This window comes from Saccharothrix sp. NBAS 001 (assembly GCF_056640475.1).
The window spans coordinates 2,068,810-2,092,539 of the sequence record NZ_CM153251.1 but is presented as its reverse complement, the minus strand read 5'-3'; the positions used below and the strand labels follow the sequence as shown (position 1 = coordinate 2,092,539).

Here is a 23,730-nt window from a genome sequence, read left to right as displayed (position 1 = left end):
AGCTCAGACCGGCTGGTTCCCGCACGCCACGGAGGCGCTGGCCTTGACGGACTCCAGCTTGCGGACGACGAGCTTCTTCTTGGTGGTGGTCTTGTTCATGACGTACTTCCTTCCTGTTGGGGGTGTTCCGCCGCCGGCGAGGTGCCGGGGGTTCGGGGGTCCGCGCCGTGCGCCGTGGCGAGGAACCTCAGCGCGAGGTCCACCACGTGCGGTTCGGCGCGGAACAGCGACAGGTGGTCGCCGTGGGGCAGGACGGTCAAGGTCGCGCCCGCGAGCCGGCCCGCGACCACGCGCGAGCCCTCCGGGTGCGCGGTCGCGTCGTCCTCGCTGGTGACCACGAGGGCGCGGTGGCCGATGCCCAGGTGCGGGCGGAGGTCGGCGGCCATGATGTGCCCGTTGAGCACGCAGTACCGGTGCAGCAGGTCCGGCCGCGCGTACGGGTACACCACGAGGTGGGCCAGCAGCGGCGGCGCGACGCCGAGCATCGTGTGGGCCAGCACGGCGTGCACGGACGCGGCCTGCTTCTCGCTGTCGGCGGCCATCGCCATGAGCGCCTGGAGGTTGCGCTGGTGGTCGGTCTTGGGGCTGTCGTCGCCGAGGTCGAAATCGCCGTGCCACAGGCTCAGCGAGGACACCCGGGCGGGCGCGCGGTCGGCGGCGACGACGGAGAGCACCGCGCCGCCGCACAGGCCGAGCAGGTGGGCCTGGGGGATCCCGAGGTGGTCCATGACCGCGAACAGGTCGTCGACCTGGGTGGCCACGTCCGCCGGGCCGGCCGGGCCGCCGGTGAACAGCTCGCGGGTCTCGGACACGACGACGAAGTGCTCCCGCGCCAACGGCCGCACCCAGCCCTCGACCAGCCGCGCGGGCATCCCGCACGCGGAGACGACCACCACGGCGGGCCGGGTCGGGTCGCCCGCGGTGTAGGTGGGCAGGACCGCGCCGCCGGCCGCCGGGACGTCCACCCGCTTGGTCCAGCCGGTGAAGTCGGCGGCCCGCGCGGCGGCCACCTCGGCCCCGAGGTCCGGGGTGGTCGCGGCGGGCCGGTCGGCCAGGTCGAGGAACGCGCTGAGCACCCGTTCGAACGGGCCGAGCCCGTGCGCGTCGGCGACCGGCGTCAGCGCCGGCAGGTCCAGCCGGCGCACCAGGTCGGCGAGCAGGTCGGCGGTGCCGGGGTCGGCGCAGTGCACCCGCACCGGCGGCGGCAGCACCGACAGCAGCGGTTCGGCGGCGAGCAGCGCGCCGGTCAGCCGTCCGGGAGCGACTTCGTTCACGCGGCACCCACTCCGATCCAGTCGTAACGGCGGTGGTGGCCCCGCACACCCGTGCAGGCCAGCAGAGTGCGCGGCAGCCCGACCCGGTCGAGCAGGACCTTGTGCCGGTGCGGGTCGATGTCCCGGTCGGCCACCGGGACCAGGCAGTCGGCGTTGTCCGCGAGCAGTTCCCGGTACTCGGGGAAGGTCAGCCGGCAGCGCGCGGCCAAGTGGTCGCCGATGCGCATCCGCCCGACGGCGGCGACCGAGGTCGCGTCCACCACGCCGCTGTAGAACTCCGAGGCGCAGCCCGAGCCGTAGGAGTACAGGCCGACCCGGACGGGCTCGGCGGGGCGCAGGTGGTCGATCAGGCTGGCCAGCGCCAGGTACACCGAGCCGGAGCACAGGTTGCCGACCAGCCTCGGGTACTCCAGCGCGGGCGCGACCCGGCGGGCGAAGTCCTCGGCGATGTCCGCGATCCCGTTCTCCCGGGCCAGTTTGCGGTGCGCGGCGCGGACGATCCCGGCGAACGGCGTGTGCATCGCGAGCCCGGCAAACGTGGACCCGAAGTCCGCGCCGGACACCTTCGCCGAGTAGTCGGCGAAGCAGCTGGTCAGGCAGTCCAGGTAGGCGAACAGCGACTTGTCGGCGTCGGCGATGTCGAAGGTCGGCGCGGGGCGGGCCGAGTCGAGGGTCTCGTAGCTGTGCACGCCGAACGCGCCGAGGTCGACGTCGAGCACGTGCGGCCGGTCGCCGAGCAGCACGGCCGCCGCGCCGGTGCCCATCGCGGGCTCGGTGTAGTGCGACCCCTCGTCCACCAGGGACACGTCGGTGGCGATCACCAGCGCCTTCGCCCCCGGCGACAGGCCGGCCGCCAGGTAGCCGCAGGCGAGCTGGAGCGCGGCGGTCGCGGCGTAGCACGCCTGCTTGACCTCCAGCACCCGGCACCGCCGGCTCAGCCCCAGGTGCTCGTGCACGTAGGAGGCGACCGACTTGCTGTAGTCCAGGCCGGACTCGGTGGAGGTGACCACCAGTTCGATCCGGTCGCGGTCGGCCGGGTCGAGGGCGTCCACGATCGGCTTGGCGGCGTTGACCGCGTGCGTCACCGGGTCCTCGAACGGCAGCGCCACGGACTTGGCGCTCATCATCAGGTTGTCCAGCCGCTCCGGGTCCAGGCCGCGACCCGCGAACAGGGCGGGCACCGGGATCGCCGCGACCCCGCAGTAGACGTTGAGCGCCTCGATGCCGACGTTCACCGCTCGCCCACCTCGCACAGGAAGGCGACCAGGTGGTCGAGGTCGCGGATGTCGCCGAAGCTCGCCAGCGGCTCGGACACCCGCAGCCGCGCGCAGACGCCCATGATGATCTCGACCCGTTCGATCGAGTCCGCGCCGAGGTCGCGCAGGTGCCGGTCGCCGCCGAGCCGGCCCGGGTCCAGCGCGGGCAGGATCTCCGCGATCACCTCGTGCAGCACCCGCCGGACGCCCGCTTCGTCGGCCATCGTCCCCTCCGTTCCGCGCGCCATCACGCCACCGCCCCCGTCCTGACCTGCTGCTCGGCCACCGCGATCGGTCGGCCGGTGTCCCGGTCGGCGAGCACCGCGCGGACCGTCTCGTCGGCGCCCGGCACGTCGCCGCCGGGCACCCTGCTCAGCCGGATCCGCAGCACCGCGCCCGCGTCGGCGTTGCCCAGGTAGGCGATGCGCTGGTCGAGCACGACCCGGCCGAGGAAGCCCGCGTCGCTGCCGCCCCGGTGCCGCCACAGGCGCACCAACGCCCAGTCCACGATGGAGAAGTAGGCCGCGAAGTACAGCAGCCCCACGCCGTTGAGGTCGCGGCTGACGTCGATCGGGTAGTCCACGACGAGTCGGGAGCGCTCGTCCGCGGGCGGTTCGGCGGTCATCAGCGCGCGCAGTTCCGCGTGCGCGCGGCGCGGCGAGTACGCCGGCGGCAGGGCCGGCAGGTGGTCGTGCCGGAAGTCGACCGGCGAGGCGCTGCGCAGGTCCTCGTTGCCGCCGGACGCGCCGCGCACCACCCAGCGGTTGAAGTTCTGCGCGTACAGGCAATCCGGCTCGTCGAACGCGAAGAACGCGTCCGGGTCGACCTCCTGCGGCGCGCCCGTGCCCCGGCGGATCCGGTGCAGCGTCAGCACGGACTCGCTGCCGAACCCGAACACCCGCGAGTCGACGCGCAGCAGGTCGCCGAAGGTGAGGCCGCGCACGTGCATCGACTCGCTGCCGCGCACGTGGAAGTAGTGGAACGCCAGGTACGTCGGCGCGCCGGCACCGTCGCGCGCGGTGTAGGCGTTGGTGCCGCACGCGGAACTGACCGTGTCCCACGTCCAGTCGCCGATCTGGCCGACGAACAGCGAGCCGGACCCGCACATGCCGGGCCGGATCACGGTCGTGCGCGTGGTCGCGTCCGGCCCGGTGGGCACCAGTTCCGGGGTGAGCTGCGCGGTCATGCCCGCACCTCCGAGACGGCGTGCTCGGCGACGAACGCCGCGAGCACCCGGTTGCACCGCGACGGGCTTGTCACGTAGGGGAAGTGGCCGGCGTCGGAGATCTCGGTGTACCGCGCGCCGGGGATCGCGCCGTGCAGCAGGTGCGCGGTCTTGAGCGGGATCACCGTGTCGTGCCTGCCCTGCACGACCAGCGTCGGCACGGACACCTCGTCCAGGCGGGACAGCAGGTCGGGTCGCGCGGCGAACACGTCGAGGTAGCGCAGGCCGATCTGCGGGTTCATGCTCTCGCAGCGCAGCAGCATCTTCTCCACGGCCGCCCGCTCGCGCTTGAGCCGGCTCGACCCGCCGCCCTCGATGGTCCGGTCCAGGTCCTCGGCCGCCACCACCGCCAGCCGGTTGATCTCGCCGACCCGGTTGCCGATCTTGTAGGAGCTGCCGAGCAGCGACAGGGTCGCCGTGTCGGCCGGGAACTCCAGCGCGTAGGTGAGCGCGACCAGGCCGCCGAAGGACGCGCCGACCACGTGCACCGGTCCGGTGATCCCCAGTTCCCGCAGCGCTTCCCGTTCGAGGGCGGCGAGTCCGGGCAGGGTGATGTCCGGGGCGGCCGACGTGCCGCCGACGCCCGGGTGGTGGACGCTGACGACGAGGTTGGTCCGCGCCAGACCGGCGAACTGGTGGGCGAACACGCCCGCGCCGATGTTGAACGGGTGCATGAGCAGCACCGGGTCGCCCTCGCCGGCCGTGAACACCTCGACGTCGGCACCCGCGACCGACACCACCGACCGCCGCACACCCGGGCAGTGCTCGCGGAGCACGGCTTCGTTGTCGTCACTGGGCTTCTGCTCGTCGCGCAACGCGTGCCGGACGTCGTCGGGGACGCGTTCGGCGGGCTGGTAGACCGCGCGGGCGGCGTCGGCGGGCGTGCGCAGCCCCCCGGTGAGCAGTTCCGGCACGGAGTCCGTGCGCAGGCCCGCGATCCGGTCCACGACCGGTGCCACGTCCTGCGGCCCGAACCCGACCGGCACGGCGAGCCGCACCGCCGCGCCGCCCGCGACCAGGTGCGGCGCGCCCCGCACGCCCGCGCCCTGGTAGAGCCAGGCGAGGAAGGACATCACGGCGTGCTCCTGCGCGGCGAACGCCGGCATCCGGGCCACGTCGACCAGCACGCAGTGCCCGCCGACCGGTTCGACCACCGGCACCCCGGCGGCGCGCAGGCCGTGCCAGAGCGCTTCGACGGCGGCCATCCGCCGGCGGACCATCGCGACCACGCCGTCCCGGTCGGCCACCGCGGCGGCGATCTGGGTGCGGGCGGACAGGTCGACGTCCCAGCCGCGCCGGCGCACGTCCTCGTGCAGGCGGGCGGCCAGTTCCGGGTCGTTCGTGGCGATCAGGCCGCCCGCCGCGACGCCGAAGTCCTTGGAGAGGCTGAAGGTCGCGGTGTCGACGAGCGCGAGCAGGTCCCGCACCGCCGACCACGGGTCGTCCGGCGCGAGGAACACCGCGTTCTCCACGATCCGGCTGGCGTCGAGCACCAGCGGGACGCCGCGCTCACGGGTGATCCGGCGCACCTCGCCCAGCTCGGCCAGGCCGATCGGGTGCCCGCCGCCCGCGTTGTTGGAGGTCTCCACGACGACGAACGAGGTCCGGCCGTCGATCGCGGCGGCCACCGCGCCCGGGTCGAGCCGCCGCCCGTCGCCGACCGCCTTCGGCTCGAAGCCCACGTCGGTCAGCGAGAGCAGCCAGGTCGGGAACGCCCCGGTGTGCGGCACGGTCCCGCGCGGGCCGGGAAAACCCCGGCACAGCATGGCTTCCGCCGACCGGCCGGACCGGGTGGGCAGCACGTCGGTGAACGGCAGCCAGTCGTGCGAGGTCAGGTCCGGGCCGGGCAGTCCGGCGAGCAGCCGGGCGCGCTCGGCCACGAACGCGTCGGCGCGCTCGGCCCACGAGTCGGTCAGCAGGTCGACCGGCACCAGCCCGGTGGGGATGGTGAGCGCGTTGTGCCCGTGCGCCGCCAGCACGGCGGCCCGCCCGGCTTCGCTCGCGGTGCCCGCGCCGGCCGCCGTCGCGCGCGCCGGCGCGACAGCGGTGCGGGCAGGGGCGGTACGGCCCGTCTCGGCCGGGGTGGTGCGGGCCGGGGCCGGCCGGTCGGGTTCGGTCGGCGGCTGGGCAGCCGGTGGGACCGAGCCGTTCGAGGCGGTCAGCTCCGGGTTCGCGATCATCAGGATGACGTCGGTCACCGAGGTGCGGTCGCCGGTCGCCGGGCTGCACAGGTAGATCGGCGTGTTGGTGGTCCGGAACTTGTTCTTGAACTGGAAGTTGCCGGAGCCGAAGACGCCGACCGAGTGCAGTTCCTCGATCGCCTCGGACACCTGCGGGTCGGCGTTGGGCGATTCGGTGATCGCCACGCCGAAGCTCGCGCCGAAGCTGAACGACGTGCAACCCTCGGCCGCCGTCTTGGCGATGATCTCGACGATCGCGTGCTCCAGCCCGCCCGCCGGCATGGAATCCGGGTAGAACTCCAGGTCCAGCAGGTAGCCCTGCTCGGACGGGATGCGCGTGACGATGATCGCGTTCACCAGCTCGTCGTCCACGGACGTGAGGAACATCCGGTGCCGGGGGTCGAGCCGGCCGGTGCGGATCTCCTCCCGCACCACGCCGACGTAGGGGTTGACCATCTGCTTGTGGTCGCCCCACGAGTCCATCAGCGCGACGATCCGCCCGTCGGTCGCCGGGTCGTCACCCACCCGGTACTCCGCGGTGCGCACCGCGCCCGCCCGCTCGAACCTGCCGAGCAGGTACCGCAGCCGGCTCATCCGGCCGCCCGACGTGGTGAACGTCGACAGGTCGTCCAGCCGCTGCACCGCGCCGAACGGCGTCGCGGTCACCGGCTCCCCCGCCACCTCCGTCAGGTGCGCCAGCGACAGGAAGTTCGGCCGCAGGCCGGTGCGCCGGGCCCACGCCATCCAGTCGGCCACCAGGTCGTGGAAGTGGTCCATGGCACCGACGAAGCTCCACGCGAACAGGTCGTCGCCGCGCACCGAGAAGTTGACGTAACCCTCGCGGACCGTGTCGAGGAACGCGTACGGGGCGATGTCGCGCCCGGCCAGGCCGCCTTCCTTGGCGTACCGGCGATCGAGGTCCGCGACCAGCTCGCCCAGCCCGCCCAGGCCAGGCAGGTTCCGCTTGAGGTACACCACCGGTTCGCCGTCGACCACCGCCGGCGACTCGATGCTCCGCTCGCCGCGCCGCGCCGGCTGTTCGGCGCGCGAGGTCCGGCCCGCCAGGAACTCGGCGAGTTCGCCCATCGTGGGCCGGTCGAACAGCAACGTCTTGGGCAGCGCGCCGTACCGGCTCTCCAGCGCGGCGACCGCCCGGAGCATGTCGAACGACGTCAACCCGTTGTCCGCGAACGACAAGCTCCCGTCGAGCGGCCGTTCCAGCGCCTCCTCCACGATCGCCGCCACGCTCGGCCGCGCCGCGGCCGCTTCAGGCTCGACCACTTCGGGCTCGGCCGGCGCAGGCGCAACCGGCTCGGGCGCGACGACCACGGGTTCCGGCTCGACGGGCTCGGGCATCGCAGGCTCGGGGGTGGTGGGCGCAGCGGGCTCGGCACCTTCGATCAACGCGGCCAAGGCGTCCACGGTGTCGTGCTCGTAGAGCTGGGCCGCCGTCAGCTCGACGTCGAACGCGGCCATGAGGGACCGGGCCAGCTCCATCCGGAAGATCGAGTCCAGCCCGAGGTCGGAGAACGCCGTGTCGGCGGCGATCTCGTCCACCTCGGTACCCAGCACGGCCGCCACGCTCTCCCGGATCACCCGCGCCACCGTTCCGTCCACAGTGGACTTGACGGGTTCCGGGACGGGAGGCGCGACGGCGGCGGGAGCCGGGGTCTCCGGCACGAAGTCCACCAGGTTGGGCAACACTACGGCCGCCGGCGCGGACCCGTTGGCGGCATCGGTCCCGTTCGCCGCGGCCGGAACCGAACCGTTGGGGCGCAGGGACGCGGGGTCGCGCAGCACGAGCTTGCGGTCCGCACGCGCGATCTGGTCGAACCAGAACGGGGTCGCGGCGAACGGCGGCACGGGAGCCGAGACCAGGCGCGGCCGGACCGCCCAGCGCGCGGACCAGTCCACCTCGGCACCCGCGAGCCACGCCGACACCTCCTCGTCCAGCCGGGCGGGCGCGGTCCCGGTCAGCACGGCGACCGCCTCCGCCCGGTCCGCGACGACCGCCGCGAACCGGTGCCCGAAGACCTCGCGCCCGGTCGCCAAGGTGTGGCACAGCCGGTCCAGGTCACGGTCTTCGGCCAGGAACCGGGCGACCCGGTCCCGGTACTCGGCGAGCGCCTCGGCCGAGTCCGCCGACAGCACCAGCGGCCACGGGCCGACGCCGACCGGTGTGGCGGGCTCGACGGCGGACTGCACGACCACGTGCGCGTTGGTGCCGCCGAACCCGAACGAGCTGACGCCGGCCACCCGGTCACCGGTCCACGGCGTGCGCTCCGCGACGACCCGGAACGGCGTGCCGTCCAGGCGCACGTACGGGTTGGGCGTCTCCTGGTGCAGGGTCGGCGGCAGTTCGCCGTGCCGCATCGCCAGCAGCACCTTGAGCAGGCCGGCGATCCCGGCCGCCGCCTCCAGGTGGCCGATGTTGGTCTTCACCGCGCCCAGGCCGATCTGCCCCGTCACCCCGGCGAACGCCTTCTTCAGACCCTCGACCTCGATCGGGTCGCCGAGCCTGGTCCCGGTGCCGTGCGCCTCGACGTAGGAGACCCGGGCCGGGTCGACGCCCGCCGCCCGGTACGCCCGGGTGATCACCCGGGCCTGCGCCTCCGGGTTCGGCGCGGTCAGCGACGGCCCGCGCCCGGCGTGGTTGACCGCGCTGCCCCGGACGACCGCGATGACCTGGTCGCCGTCGGCGAGCGCGGCCCGCAGCGGCTTGAGCACCACCACACCGCAGCCCTCGCCGCGCCCGTAACCGGCGGCGGCGTCGTCGAACGTGCGGCACCGGCCGTCCTCGCTGAGCATCCCGGAGGACTGGAAGGCGACGAACAGCCCCGGGCTGAGCAGCACGTTCACCCCGCCCGCCAGCGCCACGTCGCACTCCCCCGAGCGCAGCGCCCGCACCGCGTGGTGGACCGCGACCAGCGAGCTGGAGCACGCGGTGTCGATCGCCTCGCTGGGGCCGCGCAGGTCGAGCAGGTAGGACACCCGGTTGGCGAGGATGCAGTCGGCCAGGCCGCTGGCGGTGTGCGCTTCGACCGGCACGCCGTGCGCGTGCAGCAGGTCGTCGTAGTCGCACGCGGAGACGCCGACGAACAGCCCGGTGTCGGTGCCGGCCAGGCGTCGCGGGTGGTAGCCCGCGTCCGCGACGGCCTGCCACGCGGTGTGCAGGAACAGCCGCTGCTGCGGGTCCATCAGCGCCGCCTCGCGCGGCGAGATCCCGAAGCGCCGGGCGTCGAAGGTCCGCACGTCGTCCAGGAACCCGGCCGAGACACCGGCCACCGCGGGATCGCGGCGCAGGTCGGTGCGGTCCTCGGGCACCGGCCGCACCAGGTCGTCGCCGGCGACGAGGTGCCGCCAGAACGCGTCCAGGTCGGGCGAGCCGGGCAGCACCCCGGCCATGCCGATCACGGCGATCACGTCGTCCTCCGGCTCGGCGGCGGGTTCCGGCGCGAGCGCGGGTTCCGGCGCGACGACGGGCTGCGACCGGACTGCGGGCACCGACCGGACTGCGGGCTCCGGTTGGACCGGGGGCTGCGGCTCGACGGCACCGGTCGCGGTGAACCCGTCGAGGCCGCGCAGGTAGTCGGCGAAGGCGGACAGGGTCGGGCACTCGTAGAGCACGGTGGGCAGCAGGTCCAGCCCGAACCGCTCGTTGACCTCGTTGACCAGGCCGGTCAACGAGATCGAGTCGAACCCCAGGTCGAGCAGCGCGAGGTCGGGCTCGATCTCCTCCGGCTCCACCAGCAGGAACCCGGCCGCGAGCGCGCGCAGCGCGGCGTCCAGGTCGACCGGCGCGCGCCGCACGGCGGCGACCGGCTCCCCCGCCACCGGACGCACCACGGCCACGATCGGCTCCGGGCCGGACACCACCCGGTCGAAGGCGCGCAGCGCGTCGGCGGTGCCGAGCGGTTCGCTGCCCCAGCGGCGGGCGAACAGGCGGCGGGTCTGGTCGTCCACGGCCATCCCGCCGTCCGCCCACAGCGGCCAGCACACCGACACCAGGCCGGGCGTCGCGGCGGCGAACTCGTCCAGGAACGCGTTGGCGTAGGCGTAGTCGACCTGGCCGAGGTTGCCGGTGCGCGCCGCGACCGACGAGAACAGGGCGAAGAACTCCAGCGGCTCGTCGCCGAGCGCGGCCACCAGGTTCCGCACGCCGCGCACCTTCGGCGCGAGCACCGCGTCCACCCGCTCGGCCGACTTGGCCAGCGCCCGCGCGTCGTCGTGCACCCCGGCGGCGTGCACCACGCCGTCGACGCGCCCGTACCGGGCCTTCACGTCGGCCACCAGCCGCCGCACGTCCTCGGCCACCGCCACGTCCGCGACGGCCCGGCCCGCGACCACCACGGCCTGCGGCGCACGGGTCGCGCGCAGGTGCTCGGCGACGTGCCGGCCGATCGCGCCGGTCCCGCCGACCACCAGGTAGACACCGCCGGTGCGCGGTGCGGGCCGTGCCGCCGGGCGGAACCCGACCATCCGGCGGACCTGCCGCACCCCGTCGACGTACCGGACCTCGCTCACCCGGGCTTCGGGCGCGCCGGTCACGTGCCGCAGTTCGCCGGGTTGTGGTTCGCCGTGCACGACGACCCCGGAGAAACCGCTGTGCTCCAACGCGAGCGTGCGCAGCGCGGCGGCCACCGCCGTGTACGCGGGCCGTTCGTCGGGGCACACCACGACGATCCGCAGCGACGCGGCCGGGTCCCGGGACAGGCCGGCCGAAGCCGCGCGCAGCACGGTGTGCAGCGACTGGCCGATCTCGTCCACGAGCCCCTCGGCGTCGGCGGGCAGCCGCACGACGACCGGTTCCGGAGAGTCGGAACCGTTGGCGGGCAACGCTTCGGCCACCCATTCCGGGCGCAGGTAGGTGCACGGGTCGTCGTCCGCGACCGCCACGACCCGCAGGCCGTCCACGGCGAGCAGCACGCGCCCGTCGTCGTCGGCCACGCGCAGGTCGAATCGGCGTTCCCCGGCGGGCGCGGCGATCTCCACGGCGTGCACCCAGGTCTGCGCGGGCAGCGGCCCGGCGCAGGTGAGCGCGGCGAACCCGACCGGGAGCTGGGTCCGGTCCGGGCCCGGCAGGGCGGCGAGCGCCTGGAAAGCCCCGTCCAGCACCAGGATCCGGTGGCCGGCCTCGATGCGGGCGAGCACGTCGCCGTCGCCGACGCGCACGTCCCGCAGGACGCGCATCGGCTCGCCGTGATCGAGACCTCCGGCGCGGAGGGCGGCGTACAGGTCGGCCGGTTCCACGGCTGTGCCACAACGATTCCGCAGTGCCGCGAGGTCCAGCACGTCCTCCAGCGGACGCGCGGCCGTGCAGCGACCGGCGGCGACGGTGATCGCACCGGAGGTCACGGTGAACGCGCCGTCCTCGACGCGCGCACGCGGTTCGGGCTGTGCGTCGAGGTGCAGCGGCTCGGGCCACCGCACGTCGTGCAGGGTGAACGTCGGGCCGAGGTCGGCGCAGACCGGTTCCAGCGCCGCCGCGCCCGGCAGCACCCGCCGGCCGGCGACCCGGTGCGCGGTCAGCCACGGCCGGTCGTCGGTCTCGGGCAGCCACAGCCGTTGCCGGGTGAACGGGTACGGCGGCAGGGAGACCCGGTCCGGTCGGACCGGCCACGTGCGCCGCCAGTCCACCGGCACGCCGTGGACCCACAGCTGCGCCAGCCGGTCGAGGTCGCGCCGGGTCAGCAGGTCGGCCAACGGGTCGCCGTCCCCGGTGAACAGGTCACGGCCCGGGAAGTCGTCGCCCGCGGTGCCGCGCCGCACGTCGCCGGCGCTCAGGCGCTCCGCCAGCTCGGCCGGGTCGGACACGACGACGGCCAGCCGGTGCGGCAGCTCGGCCCGGCCGACCTGCGTGGTCCACGCCAGGGACGCGAGCGCGGGAACGTGCCGCCGCACGTGCTCCGCGACCGCCGACGCCAGCGCGGTCAGCTCGTCCGGGGTGCGCGCGGACAGCAGGACGGCGTGCCGCCCGGTGCCGGCGGGCTCCGGACGGGCCGGGGCCTCGTGGCCGGAGAGCACCAGGTGGGCGTTCGCCCCGCCCGCGCCGAACGAGCTGACCCCGGCGCGGCGCGGCGCGGGCCACGGGGTGGCCTCGGTCGGCAGCGAGAACCCGGCGGGCAGGTCGATGCGCGGGTTGACGGTCTCCAGGGCCGCGCAGGGCGCGATGGTCCCGTGTTCGAGCTGGAGCACCACCTTGGTCAGGCCCGCGATGCCCGCCGCGCCCTCCAGGTGGCCGATGTTGGCCTTGACCGAGCCGACCGCGCAGCGCCCGTCGTCGCCGAGCGCCTTCGCCAGCCCGGTGATCTCGATCGGGTCGCCCAGCGCGGTGCCGGTGCCGTGGGCCTCGACGTACCCGACGGTGCCGGGTTCGGCCCCGGCGGCTCGCAGCGCCCGCACGACGAGTTCCGCCTGTGCGGCCGGGTTGGGCACGGTGTAGCCGGCGGTCTTGCCGCCCGCGTTGACCGCGCCGCCCTCGATGACGGCCCGGATCCGGTCGCCGTCGCGCAGCGCGGCGGACAGCGGCTTGAGCAGCACCGCGCCGACGCCCTCGCCGGGCACGAACCCGTCCGCGCGCTCGTCGAACACCTTGCACGCGCCGTCGCGGGCCAGCATCGTCATGGAGGACAGGGCGATCAGGTGCGCGGGGTGCAGCACGAGGTTCACGCCGCCGGCGATCGCCATCGCGCACTCGCCGCGCCGGATGCTCTCGCACGCCAGGTGCACGGCCGTGAGCGAGGACGAGCACGCCGAGTCGACCGCGAAGCTGGGCCCGGTGAGGTCCAGCGCGTAGGAGACCCGGTTCGCGATCGACCAGTACGCGGAGTGGCCGTCGGTGAAACGCCCGCGCGGCCAGCCGGTGGCGGCGGCGATGCGGCCGTAGGAGCCGTACATCGTGCCGACGAACACGCCGGTCTCGCGGACCTTCTCCCCGCCCAGGTACCCGGCGTCCTCCAGCAGCAGCCAGGAGGTCTCCAGGAACAGGCGCTCCTGCGGGTCCATCGCGGCGGCGTCCTTGGGGAGGATGCCGAAGAACGCCGGGTCGAACCGGTCGACGTCGGTCAGGAACCCGCCCCAGCGCCCGTAGGTGTGCTGCGGCTTGCCCTTGCGGGGGTCGAAGTGCTCCCGCCAGTCCCAGCGGTCGGCGGGCACCTCGGTGATGGAGCTGGTGCCCGCGACCAGGTTGCGCCAGAACTCGTCCAGGTCACGGGCGCCGGGGTAGCGGCCCGCCAGCCCGACCACGGCGATCCGGTCGTCCTCGCGCACCGCGTCCGCGCGCACCGCCACGTCCTGCGCCACCGCCTGGGCGGTGACCGGCGGGCGAGCCGATCCGGTTGCGGCGGCGGCGAAAGCGGCCGGGGCCGACGGGGTGAGGAGCGCGGCGAGCGCCGGGGCGTGGGCGGCGGCCAGGTGGGCGGCCAGGTGCTCGATGGTCAGGTGTTCGAACAGCAGGGTGGCGGGCAGGTCGCCGAGGTCCGCCTCGAACCGGCGGACGATCCGCTGGCTCACCAACGAGTCGACCCCGAAGTTCTCGAACGTCAGGGTGTCGTCCAGGTCGGCCTGCCGGAACTTCAGGACCTCGGCGAACACCCGGCGCACGTAGTCGCGGACCGCCGCGCCGGACGCCGCCGCGCCGGCCGTCGCGACCAGCACGCACTGCTCCTGCTCGTCGTCGGCGCAGCCGGGCATGCCCAGCACCCGGACCGCCAGCCCGGCTTCGGCGAGTGCCGACCGCCAGCCCGCCGGCGAGAGCAGCGGGGAGTGCGGCAGCCGGCGGTGCGCGTCGGCGAACCGCCACCAGCCGGGCAGCAGCCCGAAGGTCGCGGTGAGGAAGTCCGACGTGCGGGTGACCTCGTTGACCAGCAGCACGCCGCCGGGGCGCAGCAGGGCGCGGGCGTGCCGCAGGACCTCGACCACGTCCGTGGTGGCGTGCAGGACGTTGGTGGCCAGCACGACGTCGTACGTGCCGGGCGTGAAGCCCTGCGCGGCCGGGTCCCGCTCGATGTCGAGCACCCGGAAGGCGGTGTTCGGGAACCGCGCGCCGAACTCCTCCTCGCCCGAGCGCAGGAACGCCGTGGACACGTCGGTGTAGTCGTAGTGAGCGCCGCCCGCCGCGGGCAGCGCGAACGCCGTCCCCGCTCCCGTGCCCGCACCGATCTCCAGCACGCGCGGGGCGTCGGTGCGGCCCACGGCACGCGCGAGTTCGTCGGCCATCAGCCGGTGGTAGAAGTCCGCCGCGCGCTGGCCCTGGTAGACGGCGCCGACCAGGTCGGTGGAGCCGCCGGGGAACAGAACCTCGGTCGGCGGGGTCCGCCCGTCGAGGACGCCGGGCAGCCCGGCCGCGCAGCGGTGCAGCAGCTCCACGTGCGGGGCCAGGTCGGGGTGCAGGGCCAGCACGTCCCGCGCGGTCGGCCCGGCGGCCGGGGTCGCCGACGCGGCGGCCACGGCGCGGTGCAGGGGCGTGTCGCCGGGCGGCACGTCCGCGCCGCGCAGCAGGTCGCGGGCCAGGCCGTCGAGCGCGGCGAACGCGGCCCGCGACCGGGCCAGGTCGTCCTGCGGTCCGCCGTCGCCGGGCTCGGGCCGCGCGGCCTCCGGTGCCCGCACGCCGAGCCGGGCCAGGCCGTCCGGGGTGCCCTTGAGCACGGCCACCTGCGGGTGCCCGCCCGCCAGGACGTGCTCCAGCGCGGCGACGCCCTCGGCCGGGTCGATCGACTCGATGCCGAGCGCGGCGAACCGCGCGACGTAGTCGGGGCGCGCCACGATCCCGACCGTGCCCCAGAATCCCCAGTTGACCAGCTTCACCGGCACGCCGGCGCGGTGCAGGGCGAGAGCGTAGGAGTCCTCGAACGCCGTGGCGGCGGCGTAGTTGCCCTGGCCGGGCGCGGGCACGAACGCCATCGCCGACGAGAAGACGGCCAGGAAGTCCAGCGGCTCGTCCCGCAACGCCGCCGCGAACGCCGCCAGACCCGAGGTCTTGGGCCGCAGCACGTCCGCCAGGTCGTCCTCGGTCATCGTCGCGAGCGACCGGTCCCGCAGGGTGATCGCCGAGTGGAACGCCCCGTTCACCGGGCCGAACACCCGCCGCACGTCCTCGACCGCGCGGCGCACCGCCCGCACGTCGCCCGCGTCGGCGGTGAAGTAGCGGACGCGGTCGCCGAACTCGGCGGCCAGCGCGCGGATCCGGGTGTCCTCGGCGGACCGGCCCAGCCACGCCACCCGGGCGTCGCGGGTCCGGACCAGGTGCCGGGTGACCTCGACGCCGATCCCGCCCGCGCCGCCCAGCAGCACGTAGACGCCGCCGTCGCGCAGCGCCGAACCGGCCGGTTCGGCGACCGGTTCGAGCACGCGGACCAGCCGGCGGTCGCCGCGCAGCGCCACGAGCCGGTCGCCGCCGTGCTCGCGGCGGACGGCGTCCGCGTAGGAGGCCGGGTCGCCCGCGCCGAGGTCCACGCAGGTGACCGACCACTCCGGGTACTCGGCGGCGATCGCGCCCGCCAGACCGGCCAGGCCGGCGGCGTGCGGGTGCACCGGTTCGTCGTCGACGGCCTGGGTGCCGGACACCACGAACGTCAACGTCAGCGGGCCGCGACCGGCACCGGTCTCGACCAGGTGCCGCACCAGGCGGAACGCGTGCAGCACGGACGGGTCGTCCTCGGCGGGGCTCGCCGGGTCGTCGGGGCGGGCCAGCACGTACACGGCGTCGAACCGGCCCAGGGGGAGTTCGCCGAGCGGCACGGCCACGTCGGGCCGCAGCGCGGTGGCGAGCGCGGCGTCGGCGGCGGTGTGCACGACCGCGACCCGACCGACCGGGTGCGTGAGCGGTGCTGCGGCCGGTCGCCACGCGGGGACGTGCAGCAGCCCGGTGCGTTCGGCGGCGGGGCGCAGCGCCACCCCGTCGAGCCGGGCGCGGACCACGCCGGACTCGTCGGTCAGCACGACGTCGAACCGGTGCGCGGAGCGGCGCGTGACGTGCACCCGCGCGGAGGTGGGCAGGTCGTGGTCGACGTGCGCGGAGTCGACGGCGAACGGGAGCAGCGGCCGGCGTTCCTCGGTCAGCAGGGCGGCGATCGCCTGCATCGCGCCGTCGAGCACCTGCACGTCGTCGCCCGCGCGGGCGCGCAGGGTGGCGAGCGCTTCGCCGTCCCCGACCGCGACGCCGGTCAGCACCCGGAACGTCGGCCCGTAGCGCAGGCCCGCCCGGTCGAACGCCGCGTACAGCGCGTCGCCGGACAGCCGGCGCGGGCAGCGGGCGGCGACGGCGGCGAGGTCCAGCGCCGGTTCGGCGGCGGGCGCCGGACGGGGTTCCGCGACGGCGTGCACCTGCGCGCCCGAGGTCAGCTCGATGCGGCCGGTCGTGGCCAGGCCGAGCACCACCGGGCCGGTCACGGGCACGGGCTTGAGCCAGGTCAGGCCCGCGACGCCCGGCGCGGCTCCGGTCGCCAGCCGCAGGAACAGCGCGCCGGGCAGCGTCGGGACGCCGTCCACGACGTGGTCGGCGACGACCGGGTCACCGGGCTCGACCCGGACGTCCCCGACCCAGAACCGGTCGCGGGCGAACGGGTAGGTGGGCAGCGGGACGCGGCGGCCCCGGCTCACCGACGCCCAGTCGACGTCCTCGCCGGCCGCCCAGCGGCGGGCCAGGTCGTGCCCGGCGGTGGTGCCGGCGGTCGCGCCGTGCTCCAGCTGCCGCACCAGGTCGGCGAGGTCGTCGGCGACGAACGCGGCCCGTGCGGCGAGGTGCGCGCGGCCCAGCGCGAGGGTCGTGGCGACGTCGTGCAGGGCGACGTCGGCGGCCGTGAGGTGGGTGGCGAGCTGGTCGAGCCGGGCGCGCAGCGCGGTCGCGGTGCGCGCGGACACCGGCACGACCGCTTGGCCCCGGGCGTCGCCGGCCGGCCGGGTCGGCGCTTCGCCGACCACGACGTGGCAGTTCGTGCCGCTGAACCCGAACGAGCTGATGCCCGCCGCCAGGTGCTCGCCGGACCACGGCGTCAGCTCGCGGACCACCGGCAGGCCGGGGATCGGGTGGCGCACGCCCGGCGTCGGCGGGAGCTGCCGGTGGCGCAGCGCGAGCAGCACCTTGAGCAGGCCCGCGATGCCCGCGCTCATCGTGGTGTGGCCGATGTTCGCCTTCACCGAGCCGAGGGCGCAGTCCGCCGGCACGACCTGGCGCAGCGCCTTGACCTCGATCGGGTCGCCGAGGTGGGTGCCGGTGCCGTGCGCTTCGACGTAGGACACCGCCGCGCCGGCCCGGTCGTGGACCTCGCGCAGCAGGGCGGCCTGGGACGCCGCGCTCGGCGCGGTGATGCCGTTCGTGCGGCCGTCGCCGTTGAGCCCGCTCGCCAGGATCACGCCGTGCACGTGGTCGCCGTCGGCGAGCGCCCGGTCCAGCCGCTTGAGCAGCACCGCGCCGACGCCCTCGCCGAGCACGATCCCGTCGGCCGACTCGTCGAACGGCAGGCACCGGCCCGCCGGCGACAGCATGCCGGTCTGGCTGGTCCACACCTGCATCCGGGGCGTGCACATCACCGCGACGCCGCCCGCCAGCGCGGTGTCGCAGTCGCCGGACCGGATGCTCTCGCAGGCGAGGTGCACGGCGGTCAGCGACGACGAGCACGCGGTGTCGATCGCCATCGTCGGGCCGGTCAGGTCGAGCAGGTAGGCGATGCGGGCGGGCAGGATCGAGCTGGACGTGCCCAGGAACGCCTCGCTGGAGGTGCCCACGCCGGCGGCGTCGAGCAGGCGGGGGTAGTCGCCCGCCGCGCACCCGACGAACACCCCGCAGCGCATCGGCCGCCCGGCGTGCCCGGCGTCCTCCAGCGCGGCCCACGCCTGCTCCAGGAACAGGCGTTGCTGCGGGTCCATCGCCTCGGCTTCCAGCGGTGAGATCCGGAACAGCGCGGCGTCGAACGCGTCCACGTCGTCCAGCAGCGCCGCCCACCGGCTGCGCGTGGTGTCGGTGCGGGTCGGGTCGGGGTCGTAGAGCGAGGTCAGGTCCCACCGCGCGGGCGACACCTCGCGGATGGACGACACCCCGGCGGCGAGGTTGCGCCAGAACGCGTCGAGGTCGGGGGCGTCCGGGAACCGGCCCGCCATCCCGATCACCGCGATCGGCGCGGAGTCCCGCCCACCCGTCACGGACACCCGCTCGGCAGGGGTCGGCATCGGCGGCTGCGCGGCCACGGGAGTAGCGCTGATCACGAGGTCCGGCGGTCCGGAACGCTCGGCGGGCACCGGGGCGTGCACAGTCGGCACGGTCAGCGTCAACGGCGAAGGGGCAGGGCGGGCCGCCGGCGGTGGGTCGGCGGGCGCGGTGGGCTCCACGGGCGCGGGTGGCACCGCGGGTTCGGTTCGCGGACCGGTCGCCTGCGCGCGCAGCGCGGCCTTCTCCCCCGCTGCCGCCAGGACCGCGCCGACCAGGTCGGGCAACGTCGGGTGGTCGTAGACCGCGACGGAGTCGAGTTCGGTGCCGAAGCGGCGGTTCAGGTCGCGGACCAGCTCCACCGCGCCGATCGAGTCCAGCCCGAGGTCGGAGAAGCTGCGCGTGGGCCCGATCTCGTCCGGCTCCAGGTACAGCAGGGCACCCAGGATCTCCCGGATCGCCGCGGCGACCCCGGATCCCTCCACAGTGGACTCGACGGCCGGCGGCTCACGATCCGGCGGGAGGTCCGCGGTGGCGGGCTCGCCGCCCGCGCGGAAGCCGTCGACCTTGGCGAAGTGCTCCCGGACCATCGCGGCCGACTCGTCGCCGAGCACCTGGCGGTGCATCCGCACCTCGCTGGCGATGATCTCCGGCAGGTCGCGCAACACCCGGCCCGCCAACTCGTCCTTCAACACCCGGATCACCGCCGGCGGCCGGTCCGCCATCGACCGGGCCAGGTCCAGTGCGGCGGGCAGCACTTCCGCGCGCGGCAGCACCGTGACGTTCACGCCGCGCCGGAGCAGTTCGCCGCCGGTCAGGGAACGCCCGGTGAGCAGCATCTCCTTGGCCAGCGCGGCACCGAAGCGCTGTTCCAGCACGTAGGTCGCGCCCATGCCGGGCGTGAAGCCGTACTTCGCGAAGTTCGCGCTGTAGACGGACTCCTCCCCGAACACCACGACATCGCCGTAGCACGCGAACGCCAGCCCGCCGCCGGACGCGTGCCCGGACGCGGCCACCACGACCGGTCGCGTGCACTTCAGCATCCCGTCGTAGATGAACGACGCGTCGGTGAACGTGCCCGCGCCCTCGGCGAGCGTCCGCAGCGCCTCGGGCGTGCCGCCCATGCTGAACACCGTGCCGCTGCCCGTGACCACCACCGCGCGCACGTCGTCGCGCTGCTCTATCTCGCCGAACACCGCCTTGAGCCCGTCGAGCAGGCCGGGGGTGAACATCGGGGACCGCATCGCCACCAGGGCGATCCCGTGTTCCAGGAACCGGAACTCCAACTCCGCACCATCATCCACAGTGGACTCGACCGGGATCTCCGGCATGTCCACCACCGGCGGCACCGGGACCGGCGGGACGGCTGCCGGCCGTGCGGCCCGGCTCGCCGCCCACCCGCCGATCCAGCAACGCTCCTCCACCAGCGGGTAGCCGGGCAGGGGCACCCGCCGGGGGCGGTCGCCCCGGTGGCAGGCGGCCCACGACACGGCACCTCCACCGACCCAGTGCCGGGCCACGTCCCGCAGCCGGCCCGCGCGGAACAGGGCGACCGGGTCGCCGTCCGCGAGCACGCCGCCCACCACGACGTCCGGGCTCTCCTCACCTCGCCCGAACCGCTCCAGCGCGCGCCGCAGAGCCGTCGAACCGGACGCCACCACGGCCATCCGCACCGGCATCGCGGTGCGGCCGACCTGGGTGGTGTAGGCGATGTCGGCGACCGGGCCGTCCACCGGCAGCGCGGACACCGGCACGTCGTCGGCGATGCCCGCCAGGGCGTCCGCGCCCACCAGCTCCACGAGGTCCGACAGGTCCAGGCCGAGATCGCCCAGTGACGCCGATCCGTCCACTTCGGACACCGGCACGCCGAGCAGCGCGGCCACCGCGTCGACCGCCGACGACGACGGCAGACCGGCCGCCAGCGCGGTCGCGTACGCGCGGAGTTCGTCGGCGTTGCGCGCCGACAGCACGACGAGCGCGGGCCCCTGACGAACCGGCGCGGGCTCGGGCACGAACTCCTCCACCAGGACGTGCGCGTTGGTTCCGCCCGCGCCGAACGCGCTCACCCCGGCCCGCAAGGTGTTGCCGTGCCACGGTTCCAGCGCGCGCTGCACCCGGAACGGCGTGGCCGCGAAGTCGATGTGCGGGTTGGTCTCCTCGGCGTGCAGCGACGGCACGAGCGCGCGGTTGCGCAACTGGAGCAACACCTTCGTCAAGCCCGCGACGCCCGCCGCGCCTTCCAGGTGCCCCACGGACGACTTGACCGACCCGATCGCGCACGACCCGGCGGGCAGCGGCGTGCCGTCGAACGCCTGCCGCAAGCCCTCCACCTCGATCGGGTCGCCGAGCGACGTGCCGGTGCCGTGCGCCTCGACGTAGCCCACCGTCGACGGGTCCCAGCCCGCCGTCTCCAGCGCCCGGCGGATCAGCGCGGCCTGCGAACCCGGGCTGGGCACGGTCGCGCCGGCCGTGCGCCCGGTGTGGTTGAGCGCGGTCGCGCGGATCACGCCGTGCACGTGGTCGCCGTCCGCCAACGCCCGGTCCAGCCGCTTGAGCAGCACCGCGCCGACGCCCTCGCCGGGCACGTACCCGGTGCCGTCGCGCCCGAACGCGCGGCACCGGCCGTCGACCGACAGCCACTGCCCCTGGGCCAGCTGGAGGTACTTCTGCGGGTGCACGGTGACGTTCACGCCGCCCGCGAGCGCCATCGTGCACTCACCGCGCCGGATGCTCTCCACCGCGAGGTGCACGGCGGTGAGCGACGACGAGCACGCGGTGTCGACCGCCATGCTCGGCCCGGTCAGGTCGAACGTGTGGGACACCCGGTTCGCGATGGAGCAGTGCATCGCGTGCGGGGCGACGCCGTCCTCCGCGCCCTGCACGAGCTGGTAGTGGTTCCACATCACGCCCGCGTAGACGCCGACGACCTCGCCGGCCAGCGAGTCCGGCGGGTGGCCCGCGTTCTCCAGCGTGCGCAGGCAGGTGGTGAGGAACAGGCGTTCCTGCGGGTCCATCCGCTCGGCGTCGCGGCGCGAGATCCCGAAGAACTCGGGCGCGAACAGGTCCACGCCGTCGAGGAACCCGCCCCACTTGCCGTAGGTCCGGCCGGGAACGCCCTTGGCCGGGTCGAACAGCGCGTCGTGGTCCCACCGGTCGGCGGGGACCTCGGTGACGCAGTCCCGCCCGGCCGCGAGGTTGCGCCAGAACTCCTCGACGTCGCGCGCGCCGGGGTAGCGGCCGGCCAACCCGATGACGGCGATGGCGTCCGTCGAACCGGAATCCTCCGGCACCGCAACGACCTCGCGCACCGGCGCGGGGGCGGCCGGAACGCCGGGCAGGGGCTCCGGCGCGGCGGGCAGGAGCGCGCGGATGCGGTCGGGTTCGCCGTGCAGCACCACCAGCGACCGGTGCGGGGCGGCGAGCACGGCGGGCAGGACGGCGAGCCCCTCGTTGGTGGGCAACGGGATCCGGCCGCTCGACTCCCGCGACCGCCGCACCACGTCGTCGGTGACGGCCATGCCGCCGTCCGCCCACAGCGGCCACCCGATGACGACGGTCCGGCCGGTCCGCTCGACGTGCTCGGTGCACGCGTTGGCGTAGGCGTAGGCGGCCTGCCCCAGGTTCGCGATCGACGCCGACGCGGAGGAGAACACCGCGAGGAAGTCCAGGTCGTCCCCGGCCGTGGCGGCGTCGAGGTGGCGCAGCCCGTCGACCTTGGGCGCGGCGACGGTCGCGAGGTCGGCCGGGGTGCCCCGGAAGAACAGGCCGTCCCGGCGGACGCCCGCGCAGTGGAACACGCCGTCGATCCGGCCGAACCGGGCGCGGAGGTCGTCCACGGCGCGGCGGACCTGGTCGGCGTCGGTCACGTCGGCCGTGGCCACGTGGAGTTCGCCGCCCGCGCGGGAGAGGGCGTCGACCAGCGCGGGGTCGGGCGCCGTGCGTGACAGCAGGCCGATGCGGGCGCGGTACCGGTGCGTGAGGTGCTCGGCGAGCAGGCGGGCCAAGCCGCCGGAACCGCCGGTGATCAGGTAGACGCCCTCGTCGCGCAACGGGCGTGCCGTGCGGTCGAGCGCGACCTCGCGCCAACGCCGCACGTGCCGCGTTCCCGCGCGGTAGCGGACCTCGGGCTCGACGTCGCAGGAGAGTTCGGCGCGCACCGCGAACGCGATGTCCTCGGCCCGGTCGACGTGCACGAACCGGCAGCGCAGTCCCGGCACCTCGGCGGAGACGGTCCGGGCCAGCGCCCCGGTGCCCGCGCGTTCGGGGGTGAGCGGGGCGGCGGTCACCACGACCAGGTCGCGCGGCCCGGCGTCGACCAGCGCGGACGCGGCAGACCACAGCGCGGCGGCCGGGTCGTCGGACACCACCACGACCGCCCCCGGGATCTGCGGGAGGTCCCGGAGTCCGGCCACCGACGTCACGGCCGTGCCCAGCGCGGGCATCGGGGTGTCGGCGACGACCGCGACCTCGCCGACGTGACTCCCGCCGCCCGCCAGCGGAACCCATTCGTCCACAAAGGACGCTGTGGTGCCCTCGGCGCGCTGGATCACGTGGTTGGCGGACAGGTGGGCGGCGAGCGCGTCGATCGTGCTGTGCTCGAACAGCAGCGTCGGGTAGAGCTGCTCGCCGACCAGCTCCTCCAGCCGGCCGGTGAGCCCCAGCAGCGCCACGGAGTCCAGGCCAAGGTCGTAGAAGCCGGTGCCGGTGGCGACCTGGTCGACCGGACGGCCCAGCACGTCCGCGACGAGCGCGCGCAGCTCGCCGGTGAGGTCGGCGGCGGGCGCGGCGGCGGGCCGGGCCACCCCCTCCAGCAACCGGTGCACCAGGCCCGGCTCCCGGATGCGCTTGCAGGTCAAGCCGGTGAACGAGGCCAGGAACCGGCCGTCGACGTCGTGCACGGTGTAGTCGGTGGTGACGACGTCGCCGGAGGGGGCGAGCCGTTCCGGCGTGGCCACGTGCACCAGGCAGGACTCGGGCAGCGGCTCGGGCGCGCGCAGCTCGCGGACGAACATCGGCACGAACGGGTCGTCGGTGGGCATCGCGAGCTGGCCGAAACCGGCCAGCGTGGTCGCGTCCAGCGACGCCGGGTGCAGGTGGAAGGCGTGCGCCGGATCGCTGACCTCGCGGGTCAGCTCGGCCAGCAGCCGACCGCCGCCCAGGTGCAGCGCACCCCGGCACTTCATCGGGGCCCCGTGCTCGATGCCCTCCCGGACGGCCCGCAGGTACAGCGAGCCCACGTCCTCGCGGGCGGTGGCGGCGGCGCGCACCGCCGCCGGGTCGATCGAGGCGGGCAGCGGTTCGTCGGTGAGGCACACCAGGCCGTGCGCGTTGTCGTGCCAGCCCGAGACCGGCTCGCCGGCGCGCAACCAGCGGCTGCGCACGGTGAACGGCCGCCCCGCCGGGCCCTCGTCGCCGACGGTCAGCAGGATCTCGCGGTCGTGGCCCTCGGTCGTGACGATCGCCTCGGCCAGCACGGTGTCGCGCACGCACAGCCGGCGGCGGTCCCAGCCGGCCGCCGCCGCGGCCCGGTAGACCAGGTCGAAGAACACCACCCCGGGCATGACGGACACGCCGTGCAACCGGTGGTTCTCCATGACGAAATCGCCGTGGGTCAACACCATGCGGCATTCGAAGCCTGCCATCGCGTCCTCCT

General features: G+C 75.1%; 5 protein-coding genes. All 5 read right to left on the bottom strand.

All coding sequences use genetic code 11. The features are described from left to right. Positions 1 to 95 precede the first annotated feature (95 nt). The 5 genes from AC0HI0_RS08970 to AC0HI0_RS08950 are packed head-to-tail and all read right to left on the bottom strand — an operon-like array spanning position 96 to position 23,719. Positions 96 to 1,274: an alpha/beta fold hydrolase gene (locus AC0HI0_RS08970; RefSeq protein WP_480931821.1), complete on the bottom strand. Its 1,179-nt coding sequence runs from the start codon at positions 1,272 to 1,274 to the stop codon at positions 96 to 98. Next, entirely contained in the window at positions 1,271 to 2,509 is a 1,239-nt protein-coding gene (locus AC0HI0_RS08965) for a hydroxymethylglutaryl-CoA synthase family protein (RefSeq protein ID WP_480931820.1), read from the bottom strand. The genes AC0HI0_RS08970 and AC0HI0_RS08965 overlap by 4 nt, the downstream gene beginning before the upstream one ends. After that, complete coding sequence (locus AC0HI0_RS08960) at positions 2,506 to 2,754, bottom strand: phosphopantetheine-binding protein (RefSeq protein ID WP_480931819.1); 249 nt, start codon at positions 2,752 to 2,754, stop codon at positions 2,506 to 2,508. Before AC0HI0_RS08960 ends, AC0HI0_RS08965 begins: the two co-directional genes overlap by 4 nt. Positions 2,755 to 2,777: 23 nt before the next feature. Next, positions 2,778 to 3,716, bottom strand: a complete 939-nt coding sequence (locus tag AC0HI0_RS08955; RefSeq protein ID WP_480931818.1) for an LnmK family bifunctional acyltransferase/decarboxylase — start codon at positions 3,714 to 3,716, stop codon at positions 2,778 to 2,780. After that, positions 3,713 to 23,719, bottom strand: coding sequence for an SDR family NAD(P)-dependent oxidoreductase (locus tag AC0HI0_RS08950; protein ID WP_480931817.1), 20,007 nt, complete (start codon positions 23,717 to 23,719; stop codon positions 3,713 to 3,715). The genes AC0HI0_RS08955 and AC0HI0_RS08950 overlap by 4 nt, the downstream gene beginning before the upstream one ends. Positions 23,720 to 23,730 lie beyond the last annotated feature (11 nt).